Source organism: Sphingobacteriales bacterium, assembly GCA_012517435.1.
In the GTDB taxonomy this organism is placed as follows: domain Bacteria; phylum Bacteroidota; class Bacteroidia; order CAILMK01; family JAAYUY01; genus JAAYUY01.
This window is the reverse complement of sequence record JAAYUY010000080.1, coordinates 1-11,303: the sequence shown is the minus strand read 5'-3', so window position 1 is coordinate 11,303 and position 11,303 is coordinate 1. Positions and strand designations below refer to the sequence as shown.

Annotated in this window: 9 protein-coding genes; 3 read left to right on the top strand and 6 right to left on the bottom strand. The window is 39.6% G+C overall.

Annotation, left to right across the window (positions count from 1 at the left end; all coding sequences use genetic code 11):
- The 5 genes from GX437_04660 to GX437_04640 all read right to left on the bottom strand — a co-directional run.
- On the bottom strand, nucleotides 1–204 hold a 204-nt coding region (locus tag GX437_04660; protein NLJ06945.1), incomplete at its 3' end, for a hypothetical protein.
- Between the two features lie 4 nt (nucleotides 205–208).
- Nucleotides 209–1,117, bottom strand: coding sequence for a 1,4-dihydroxy-2-naphthoate octaprenyltransferase (gene menA / locus GX437_04655; GenBank protein NLJ06944.1), 909 nt, complete (start codon nucleotides 1,115–1,117; stop codon nucleotides 209–211).
- A 1-nt stretch (nucleotide 1,118) separates the two neighbouring features.
- Nucleotides 1,119–2,969, bottom strand: a complete 1,851-nt coding sequence (mutL, locus tag GX437_04650; GenBank protein ID NLJ06943.1) for a DNA mismatch repair endonuclease MutL — start codon at nucleotides 2,967–2,969, stop codon at nucleotides 1,119–1,121.
- 5 nt (nucleotides 2,970–2,974) lie between these two features.
- A complete protein-coding gene (locus tag GX437_04645) occupies nucleotides 2,975–3,259 on the bottom strand; it encodes a hypothetical protein (GenBank protein NLJ06942.1) in 285 nt (94 codons plus the stop codon).
- A 101-nt stretch (nucleotides 3,260–3,360) separates the two neighbouring features.
- Nucleotides 3,361–5,616, bottom strand: a complete 2,256-nt coding sequence (locus GX437_04640; GenBank protein NLJ06941.1) for a TonB-dependent receptor — start codon at nucleotides 5,614–5,616, stop codon at nucleotides 3,361–3,363.
- Nucleotides 5,617–6,184: 568 nt separating this feature from the next.
- Between GX437_04640 and GX437_04635 the strand changes: the two genes are divergently transcribed.
- From GX437_04635 to GX437_04625, 3 genes are read left to right on the top strand one after another with little or no spacing between them, the layout of a single operon-like run.
- Nucleotides 6,185–7,537: a TolC family protein gene (locus tag GX437_04635; GenBank protein ID NLJ06940.1), complete on the top strand. Its 1,353-nt coding sequence runs from the start codon at nucleotides 6,185–6,187 to the stop codon at nucleotides 7,535–7,537.
- 11 nt (nucleotides 7,538–7,548) lie between these two features.
- On the top strand, nucleotides 7,549–8,934 hold the full coding sequence (locus GX437_04630; protein ID NLJ06939.1) for an efflux RND transporter periplasmic adaptor subunit: 1,386 nt from the start codon (nucleotides 7,549–7,551) through the stop codon (nucleotides 8,932–8,934).
- Nucleotides 8,931–10,007: a hypothetical protein gene (locus tag GX437_04625; GenBank protein ID NLJ06938.1), complete on the top strand. Its 1,077-nt coding sequence runs from the start codon at nucleotides 8,931–8,933 to the stop codon at nucleotides 10,005–10,007. Before GX437_04630 ends, GX437_04625 begins: the two co-directional genes overlap by 4 nt.
- A 19-nt stretch (nucleotides 10,008–10,026) precedes the next feature.
- On the opposite strand, the gene GX437_04620 is transcribed toward GX437_04625, so the two are convergent.
- The coding region (locus GX437_04620; protein NLJ06937.1) for a TonB-dependent receptor at nucleotides 10,027–11,303 on the bottom strand (1,277 nt) is incomplete at its 5' end.

Below are 11,303 nucleotides of genomic sequence, written 5' to 3'. Positions count from 1 at the left end.
ATTTTCGTCCGGATTTAAACGGGCATACAGGTTGAACCCAAAACCATTCACGGAAGTAACAATATTAAAATCGGTTGTGTCCAGATAGTTTTTATCCCATACCCCCTGAGATTTTTCCTGTTGCGGGGCTGTTTTTTTACAACATGATGAAAAAATGAGCATCCCCGAAAGCAACAATACCAGTAAAATACACTTGTTTTTCATACTATTAACCCATTATTAAAGCCATCCAAAGACAGATAGTAAAGACCAGAACCAGCAAGGAAAAACTTTTCAATACAGGATAAAGTGTTTCAGCCTTATCATGATAAAAAACCTGATAGGCAGAGGCCATGATGGCAAATACAGGAAGGAAGGCAAGATACTGTAATGGATGAGTGAACACAAAGGAAAAATAAACCACCAGCAGCAGGCTTGCTGTGGAAGTAAGAAAAAAATGATACCATGCCGAGCCGTTTTTCCCCAATCTGACTGCCACCGTAATCTTCCCTGCCTGCCGGTCATTATCTATATCTCTGATATTGTTTAGGTTAAGAACTGCAGTGCTGAAAAATCCCATGGCAATGGCTGGCAAAATACTGATAAGATGAATCTTTCCGCTTTGCAAAAAATAAATACCCTCAACAGTAACCAAACCAAAAAAAATGAAAACAAAAATATCTCCCCAGCCTTTATACCCGTAAGGTTTTTTCGCAGCCGTATAGGCATAGGCTGCCCAGATAGCTAATAAACCGATAGAGAGCAAAATAAACATTCCTGTCAGTCCGATATTTTTCAGGCTGTAAGAAAGCAGCATCAGTCCGGAGGCAAGTGCGGCAAGAGCTGTCAGACGTATGGCCGTCAGCATTTCCTCACCTGAGATAACGCCAGATTGCAAAGCCCTCTGAGGTCCTATTCTGAATTCATTGTCAGCTCCATGTTTGTAATCACCGAAATCATTGGCAAAATTGGACAGTGTTTGCAATAAAAGCGTTGTTAAAACGGAAAAGAAGGTGATTTTTTTATCAATATTCACCGTGTTCATGGCAGCAAGATTCCCTGTTAAGGCACAGGCCAAACCAAGTGTCAGGGTATGGGGACGGGCAGCGAGAATCCAGTATTTAAGTTTCGGGTTCAATTTAATCAAATTTTTTATCCAGTTCGCTTTTATCAACTTTAATAAAAATGGGTTTCCCTTTGGGAGAATAATAAGGATTTTCACAGGCAAACAGCTGGTCAACCAAAAGGCTCATGGCTTCTTTGCTGAGAATTTCGCCTGTTCGAATGCCGGATTTCACGGCTACGGCAGCAGCCAGACTTTCCGCAAGCTCTTTACCTTCCTGATGCAGGCTGTTTTTATATTCCTCTATGACCGAGTGAAAATAGTTCTGAATATTACCCGCCTGAACTCCTGCCGGGATTCCGCTCACCAGTACTGCCCTTTTTCCTGCTGATTCAAATATAAAACCCATTTTTTCCAGCTCAGGACGTAATTCGGTAAATAGCTGAAAATCATTTTCATTAAACTCTACTATTTCCGGAAAAAGTTGTTTCTGACTCTGAATATTTGCATTTTTAAGCCTTTTCAATACTTCTTCATACAGAATCCGCTGGTGGGCATGTTGCTGATGGATGAGAATAAAACCACTGTGGATGGGGGTAAAAATGTATTTGTTGTGTAACTGAATGAATTTATTTTCCGGAATATCAGCTGCATCAATATTTTCAGGCTCTTCTTCCGGAAACCGGAGCTGTTCCTGTTTTTCGGTGCTTTGTTTTTCCGATTTTTCAGACTGCTGAAGCACTTCATACAGTTTCTGCCAGTCGCTTTTATTGGGTTTCGACAATCCGGGAATGCTGACAGGCTTATGTGCTTCAAAATCAGCCGGTTTACCAACTTTTACACCCAGACGCAACTCTTCATTCGTTTTTTCTGTTTCAATTTTTTTAAGGTTGTTCAGAAATGCTTCATGTTCAAAATCGAGGCGGGGTGACAAGTGTACCTGCCCCAGCGACTTTTTCACCGTTGCTTTTAAAATCTGGTAAATATCTCTTTCATCCTGAAATTTAACCTCTGTTTTGGTGGGATGAACATTGACATCCACCCGCTGCGGGTCAATTTCAAGAAACAGGACGAAAAAGGGAAAAGAATCGGCCAAAATCAAGCCTTCATAAGCACTTTGTACGGCATGATTAAAAAAAGAATTCCTGATAAAGCGGCCATTGACAAAGATAAATTGCTCGCCTCTCGATTTTTTGGCAGCTTCAGGTTTCCCTGCAAATCCCCTGATACTTACCAGGGGGGTTTTTTCCTCAACAGATATCAGTAAGCTTTCATACTTTTTCCCAAACAGCGAAATAATCCTGTTCTTTAACGAGCTTTTGATGAGATGGTAAACTTCCGTTTTTTCAGCAGTAAAAATAAATCGTATTTCAGGATAGGGAAGAGCTACGCGGTAAAACTCATCCACAATATTACGATACTCTACCTGATTGGATTTCAGAAAATTTTTCCTGACGGGAATATTATAAAAGAGGTTTTTGACGGTAATGGTTGTCCCGTTAACACAAGAGCAGGGTTCATGACGTAAAAGCTCTCCTCCTTCAATGACCACAAGAGTTCCGGTGTGATCTTCCTGCCTTTTTGTCCTTAGTTCGACTGAAGAAACCGAGGCTATTGAAGGAAGTGCTTCCCCCCGGAAACCCATGGTTTTTATACTGAATAAATCATCAGCTTTCCTGATTTTACTGGTGGCATGACGCTCAAAACACATCCTTGCATCACGCTCCGACATCCCGCAGCCATCATCTGTTACCTGAATCAGACTTTTCCCCGATTCTTTTATCACCAGCCTGATGGTGGAAGCACCCGCATCGATAGCATTTTCGAGCAATTCTTTCACCACAGAAGCAGGGCGTTGTACCACTTCACCTGCCGCTATCTGATTGGCTACCGATTCGGGTAAAAGCTGTATGAGGTCGTCTGTCATGCCCTTTATTTTGTACTCAGATAGTAAATGAACAGCAGCAATAAGCCAAGTATCAGCAGCCTAAGCAGAAATGACTGACGGCTTGCCCTTTTTCTGATGTCAAAGTTATGTTTGGTAAATTGTCCTTTTATTGAGCTGTAATGTTTCTTCCCTCCTTTTCTGAAACTGATTCTTTTTTCCTGAACATGTTCTTCGCTGTTTTCAGGCTTGCTGTAACGCGGACGGTATTCAAACTGGCTATATCCCGGCAAACGGGTAAATGAAGGCAGTTTGGGGTTACGTAAATCCATATATCCTCATATTTCCTGCAAAATTATGCCATTTTTTTCATACCTTTTACTCCTGCTTCCCTTTATTATGTATTCTCCGTAAATTGAACAGCTAAGACTCTTCATTGGCGTTTTTGCGAACTTTTCAAAAAGTTAAATGGCAATTTAATGCTGAAATAAATATTACGTCCCGGATCAAGAAAATCAGTTTCTTTCAATATCGACAGATGACTGATATAAGGCGTATCCAGCAAATTTGAAACGCCTGCATTCCATATAACCTCCTGATTGCCAACTCTAAATGTTCCACCTGTCGCAAGGTCGAAAAGACTATAGCCTGATGTTGCACTTTCATCAGTTGCAGGGTGATTTTGCTCAAATGCTATATGAGCACTGACCGAAGCAAACACTTTTTCCAGAAAAAATATTTCTTCTTTTTCAACGCTGACCTCCATATTCAATTGATTAGCAGGAATAAAAGGAAGGAAATCTCCGTTTTTTTGCTTCCCGACAAGATAAGAAAACGTGGTTTCAAAATGAAGCCACCTGAAAGAATTCGGATGAAAATGCAAACCTGTTTCTCCCCCATAAATAAATGAATTTGCTTGTTTATACCGGTAAATGCTGATACCGGAAGCAGTAGTATCTCCTGTAGGTGTGATAAAAATGAAATTGTTGACAGAATTGTAAAAGCCAGCCAGATCGAATGTCAGGTTCTCCAGATGATAATGAAAGCTTATGTCAGATTCAACTGCTTTTTCAGGTTTCAAACTATTGTCTCCGATTTCAAACCTGAGCTCATGCTCGCCTTTTGAAGTTAGCTCAGCCAGATTGGGTGTCCGGTAAGCACTTGAAATATTTGCCCGAATCAAAAAATGATGTGAAAGGGTATAAACTACTCCGACAGAGCCATTGAGGCTGATGAATGTTTTGTCAAGAGCCTCTCTGAAAACCATTGTATCATTGGGTATACCGACCGATTGCGAGGTAATGTTTTTTACATCATACCTGATACCTGACTGCACCGACAGATTATTAAAAATTGATTTCTGAATCAATCCAAAGAATGAAAAACTGCTGATGAAAGCATCAGGCAGCAAAATAGTTTCTCTGTTGTTCAGGTTGGTGTTTTTCTGGGTTAGTCCCTGAAAACCAATTATATATTTCGATTTTTCATCAGAAGGGAAAAATAGCTTTGCCTCATAGGTGAGCGTGGAAAGTTTCATTTGAATTTCATATTCATCCTTTTCAGCAAAATGGATTAACTCTGTGTTCTGAAAAGCTGCATTGACATCAAGTTTATATTTCCCAAGATAAAGGTTATTTTGGGAAGAAAGCAGATGGGTATTAAATTCCTGATAAAATATCTCATTTTTCCGTCCTCTGTTGATTATTTCACCGATAGCTTCTTCTTCGACAAGACCTAATTTATGGTTGCTGTAGTCATAAAATATTTTACAGACTCCCGATTTACCGGTAAAACCTGCATTCATTCTGATGGTCTTTTCATTGAATCTGGAATTTGGGACAAAAAGTCCGCCTCCCTGAAGAAAATCAGCATTGGTTTTTTGTCCGATACGAATGCCGGCAAACAATTTTTCGGAAGAACCTTTTATACCAAAATTATTGGTCATTCCCATTGTATTCGAAAACAACTGCAAATGATAATCACCGCTGATATAACCCACAGGTGCAGGTTTTTCTCTGATGAAGTTGATGACCCCTCCTATGGCATCACTTCCGTACAATAATGAAGACGGCCCTTTGATTATTTCAACATCTTCAATTCCATACTCCTCAATCCCAAGCGGATGATGACTCGAATACTGGTAGTTTTCAAAACGAACTCCATTATTCAGGACAAGAATATTATCCATTGATAAACCCCTGATGACAGGTTTTGAAACACCAGGACCTTTTGATATCATATCAACACCCGCTACCTTGCTGACAATTTCCATAAAATCTGAACTTTTCAACGACTGGAGTTCGTTTAATTTCAGAAGTTCAATTTTAATGGCATTTTCATGTTGTGATGCCTGATATCCTCCGGAAACAACAATTTCAGGTGCTTCAATGGCTGTTTCTGTTAAAACGACATTTAATTCTGTGTTTTCTCCGCTGATTTTTACATTTTCAATTCTGGTAGCATATCCCATGTATGAAAAACGGATTTTAAGATAACTTTCCGGAAGTCCGGATAGAAGGTAATTGCCATTTTTATCCGAAACTGTCCCTTTATTTAATTCCGGAAGGAAAACACTGACTCCTGCCAATGGCAGCCGGTATTCGTCTGTTATTTTTCCTGATATTTTATGCTGTGCTATTACTAAATTAACAATGCTAATCAAAACTATTGACAATAAAATCTTTTTCATAAAATTAAATTTAATGATTGTTAACGAAAACTGAAAAAAAGCGATGAAATGAATCAGTTACGTTAACAAAGGGGGAGCCCTTGAAAGAGAAGAATGATTTTTTTCGTAAAAATACTTTTCTTTGTAATGATTGTAATAAGCATCAGTTAAAGGCAGTGATTTATCAAAAAGGTTAGCAGAATAATCGTTTCTGAAAGCAGAAAATTCAAATTTACAGACAGGACATGTCTCATGATAGGAATGAAAGTGCTTTTCATTCTTTGCTTTGCAAATAAATTGTTCGTGATGATGCTCCAGTTTAACAATCAGCGGCAGGAGAAAAATACCCAAAATGAATAAGGATATTAATTTTTTCAGATTACCGCTTATTTTCATGAATTACTTGTAACACTAAACGATACAAAAATATTAAGCTGTATCAAAATAATGTCTTTCTTCGTCTGAATTTTGCATAAAAGAAATCTTGCCTGAAAAAGAAAGAAAAAGAATACGTGATTAATAAAATTTCTGATAAATCAGTAATGTGTATAATTTTGAACATTTCGTCAATAAACATTTAATCGGTTAAATGATGATACAGACAAGGATTTTCAGATGGGTTACCTTGGTTTTCATGCTGATGGTCAGCTTTCATCTTCAGGCTCAGGAAACTTTAGACCTGAAAAAATGCATAGAAATAGCACTCGAACAAAACATCGCGGTCAGGAAAGCAGGGCTCAATACCGAGAAAAGCGGATTAAACCTTCAGAAAAGCAAAGCATCGCTACTCCCTAACCTGAATGCCTACGCCAGCCAGGGCTATAGTTTTGGAAATTCGCTCGATTACACCACCTATGAATATGTCAGGGAAAAAATCAATTCAAATTATTTCCAGCTTAACAGTGAAGTTACTCTTTTTCAGGGGTTTTCAAAAATTAATACAGTGAAAGCCAATCAATATGCCCTCGAAGCCAATATTCACAGCAACCAGAACATGAAAGACCAGATAGCCCTTCAAACCGCAGCCGCTTATCTGGCTATTTTGATGAACCTCGAGAATGTCGCCTTTATGGAAGAGCAGATAAAGCTGACCAAAAGTATGCTTGAGAAAACAAAAATTCTGGTCGAAGTCGGACAGGAAACAAAAGCCAAAGAACTTGAACTGAATGCTGAGCTGGCCAACAATGAATACAACCTTGTGGAGGTACAAAACAAGCTCGAACAATCTTATCTCGACCTGAAACAGCTCCTGAACTGGGACATGAAAAAACCTCTTTCCATCAGCAAATATGCAGTGGACATGATGTCGCTCGGGAATTATGAAAACATTGATATTGAATCAATTATCAATCAATATGTTTCGGAATTGCCTCAAATGAAGCAGGCAAAAGCAGAACTGGAAAGTGCCCAATATGCCTACAAGGCAGCAAAAGGATTGATGTATCCCTCCCTTTCACTTCAGGGGAACCTGACTACACGCTACTCAAGCTTAAAGAATCCATTGACGGGACAAATAACACCTTTTTCAGAGCAGTTGGATAATAATTTCGGACAGTATTTTACCTTTGGGTTATCCATTCCGCTTTTCAATAACCTGAACACTTATGGAAATACACAGGCCGCCCGCCTCAACATCCGTAATGCTGAACTCAATTACAGAGAGTCTGAGGTTAAAGCCAAAAACAACATATATGAAGCCTGGTTTAACCTGAAAAACGCCATCAACAAATATGAGTCGGCTGTTAAAAGTCAGGAAGCACAAAAACTCCTGTTTGAGCAATCTTCGGTCATGTATCAGGAAGGGGTCATCAGTTATTATGAATGGCAGAGCGCCCGCAACGGCCTGACAAGAGCCGAAAACACCCTGCTGGGGGCAAAATATGAATGTGTTTACAGAATGAAAGTGTTTGATTATTACAGAGGAATAGACATAAGCTTATAAAAACAAATATTATGGCCATTGAAAAAAGACATTTCAAGAAAAGTAAAAACAAAAACCTGATGTATCTGATGATCGGGCTGGCAGGTCTTATCGTGCTACTGATTATCCTGAATGTAAGTGGAGTTATTGGAAACAAAAACGAGATAAATGTTGAGACAGCCAAAGTAGAAAAAAGAAGCATCAGCGAACTGATAACGGCAAGCGGGAAGCTCCGGCCGGAAAAAGAAATATCTATCTCTGCCGATGTCAGCGGAGAAATCATTGAACTGCCTTTTAAAGAAGGGGATCGCGTTAAAAAGGGAGAATTACTTGTCAGAATCAAGCCTGACGAATACCGTTCGATGCTGGAAGAATATACAGCCGCCTACAACAGCTCACTGGCAGGACTTGAAAATGCAAAAGCCAATCTCCAACAGGCAAAAGCACTGTTTGAGAAGGCCAAAACCCTTTATGAACGTTATCTGATTTTGAAAGAAAAAAAGGCAGTAAGCGATACGGAATTTGAACGGGTAGAGAGTGAGTATTTAAGTGCCAGGGCACAATATGAATCGGCACAGCAAGGCGTTCAAACGGCAAAATACAACGTAGTAAGTTCGGAAGCACGTAAACGAAAAGCAGCAGAAAGCCTGAACAAGACTTCCATTTATTCACCTATAGATGGAATCATTACCCGACTGAACAATCAGTTGGGAGAAAGGGTAGTCGGTACGGCACAAATGCAGGGAACAGTCATCATGCGGATAGCCGACCTGAACAAAATGGTTGCTGTGCTCGAAGTCAATGAAAATGATATTGTCAGAGTTAACCCTGGCGATTCAGCCACCATCGAAGTGGATGCTTTCAGAAATGAAAAATTTAAAGGTATAGTAACTGAAATTGCCAATTCGAGCAAAGACCAGCAAGGCCTTAGCGAGCAAATCACCACTTTTGAAATCAAAGTTTTGTTGCTGGAAGATTCCTATAAACATCTGATAAAAGAAAACAGCCTGATCAAAACACCTTTCAGACCGGGAATGTCTGTTCTGGTGGATATTTACACCAAAAAGGCTGAAAATGTGTTGAGTATTCCTATTCTGGCAGTAACCACCCGCTCATTAAATCCTGAAGGGAAGGAATTCAGGAAACACAAAGAAACGGCTGAACAGAGTGAGGAACAGGAAAGTAAAAGCAAAACAGAAGTGGTTTTTCTGTACCAAAATGGAAAAGCAGTCATGAAACCAGTAAAAATCGGCATTCAGGATGATTACTATATTGAAATCACAGAAGGGTTGAAAGAAGGAGATGAAATTATTTCAGGTCCTTATTCAGTGGTTTCAAAAATCCTGAAAGACCAGCAAAGTGTCAGGAAAAAGGTAAAATCTGATAAACCTGAAAAGCCAGAAAACAGGAAAAAATGATGAAAATAAAGAATTGCAGCAGAACATTCAACTTTCTGAAATACAAACTCCTGTATTTATCTCTGATGGTAATTGTCCCCATTCAGTTAATTGCTCAGATACAGCAGGATATATTTCCGGATAAAAAAGGACAGGAACTGTTGAGCCTGCTTGTCGGTCAATATAAAACCAACACTGTTTTATCGTATGATGAAGCCCGTGACGCACTCTGGGGAGCAGTAGCCAAACACAATCACGACAGCCTTCGTTGTGTTTACACCGGTTTTGCCGTCTATATCAGCCCTGCATCGGCTCATCCGAGAACAGATGCATACAATAAAGGAATCAACTGTGAGCATACATGGCCGCAAAGTCTTGGAGCTGAAGGTAATGCCAAAAGCGATATGCACCACATTTTCCCCACCCGCGAAGATGTCAACAATGCGAGGGGAAATCTGCCTTTTGCCGATATTCCTGATGATAAAACCGTTTACTGGTACAGACTGGGCAATAAACTGAGTGTAATACCAACTGTTAAAATTGACGAATACAGTGAAATTGATAACGGAAACTGGTTTGAGCCACGTGAAGACCATAAAGGCAATGTGGCACGAGCCATGATTTATTTTTATACCATGTATAAAAGTCAGTCAGACGGAGTTTTTTTCAGTAAACAGTTGCAAACCTTTTATCAGTGGCATTATCAGGACCCGGTTGATGACGAAGAGCGCTGGCGTAATAACTTTATTGCATCCAAACAGGAAGGGAAATATAATCCATTTATACTGGATTCGACATTGATACGCAGGGCATATTTCCCGCAATATAAAGGTTATCAGGCTTCTGTCAATGATGAGAATTCTTCTGTTGTATCGTTTTTAAAAGGAAGAAATCTGATAATCAGAAGTAAGGAAGCTCTTTTCGAAAAGGCTGAAATTTTCGACATCAATGGCCATCTGATTGATTCAAAACCTGTTTTGCAGGAGGATAATAATCTGGAGATTAACCTTTCAGGAATCAGGCCTCAGGTTTTAATTGTCCGCTTAAGTGGAAATGAAAGACTTTATTACAATAAGATATTACTGACACAATAACGTTTCCACCTTCTTACAATCAGAACATATCCATCTGGTTCATGTCCATTTCTTCCTGTCTGTCTTGTCGTCTTTTGTAGTTATTAAAGGTGTAGGTAAGTGTTCCGCTTACCACCGGCCATGCCCTGTCGAATCGGGTGTAGATCGTATAATTTTGCCCCTGAGAAGTAAATCCGAATCTGGAATTTCCAAGAAAATCCCTGATTTGAATAGCTGCCGACAACTTGCGTTTAAAGAAATCCTGTCGGATACCAATACTCGAATTCAGGTTAGCCAGCTGCGTACCGTTAATGGTAACATCTTTTGCCCTGTAAGAGGTCATCAGTTGAACACGCATACCCCATGGGAAACGAAATGAAGCGGTCAGCCTTGCATTCCATGTAAAATTATCCTTAACAACATCCTGCTCCTCAATATTTCCTTCCAGATGATACTGGTATAAATTAGTGCTGGCATTGATGGTAATAAACTTTTTAATATCAAAAGTTCCCATCAATTCAAGTCCGGCAGCATAATCCCTGTTAATATTCTGAGGAATCATGACCATTACATTGCTGTCGGTGAGATAATGGGTTCTTGAGATTTTATCATAAGTTTCGCGATAATAGGCTTCTGCGGAAAAGAAAGTTCCGTTGAATCTTTTCTGGTAAGCCAGCTCAAAGGAATTGACAAATTCAGGACGAAGTGCAGGATTGCCGATTCTGATGGTATTCTTATCCATATAACGTGGAAACGGGTCTAAACTCATTTCATCAGGACGCTCTGTTTTTCGGCTGTAACTGGCTAATATCTGCTGATCATGCACCAGTTGCTTTGATATATGAAAGGAAGGGAAAAAATCAAGCTTTTCATAAGGATATTCACGATTCAGAATATGCTGAACGATTTTTCTGTCATTGTATTCTGCCCGTATGCCTGCCATGTATTCAAAACCAAACATTTTGTCGCTGAAAGTAACATAGGCAGAAAAAATATTGTTGAAAAACTCCACATCATTCCTTCGTTCGGTATTTTCGAACCAGTTGCCGCTGAGCGTATCCTTGTTTTCGTATTTATAGACTGAATTTCCATCGAACATTCTTGCCTGCACCCCTGTTTCGATTTTGATATCTGAAGAAAAAGGCCTGACATAATCCGCTTTAAAGCGTAAAGTGTTCCCATTGACTTCAGAGGTTGCCCTGTCTTCAGTTTTGGCTGCAATTCCATTCCACTGGCTGTCTGAAAACTGATTGGTGTTCAGCTCATAGTTGTCGCCTGAGAACAGAGAGTAATTGACAGACGCACTGAAATTGTGAT

Coding starts and splice junctions, on each gene's coding strand:
- mutL (NLJ06943.1), bottom strand. CDS start 2,969: ATGACAGACGACCTCATACAGCTTTTACCCGAATCGGTAGCCAATCAG.
- GX437_04645 (NLJ06942.1), bottom strand. CDS start 3,259: ATGGATTTACGTAACCCCAAACTGCCTTCATTTACCCGTTTGCCGGGA.
- GX437_04640 (NLJ06941.1), bottom strand. CDS start 5,616: ATGAAAAAGATTTTATTGTCAATAGTTTTGATTAGCATTGTTAATTTA.
- GX437_04635 (NLJ06940.1), top strand. CDS start 6,185: ATGATGATACAGACAAGGATTTTCAGATGGGTTACCTTGGTTTTCATG.
- GX437_04630 (NLJ06939.1), top strand. CDS start 7,549: ATGGCCATTGAAAAAAGACATTTCAAGAAAAGTAAAAACAAAAACCTG.
- GX437_04625 (NLJ06938.1), top strand. CDS start 8,931: ATGATGAAAATAAAGAATTGCAGCAGAACATTCAACTTTCTGAAATAC.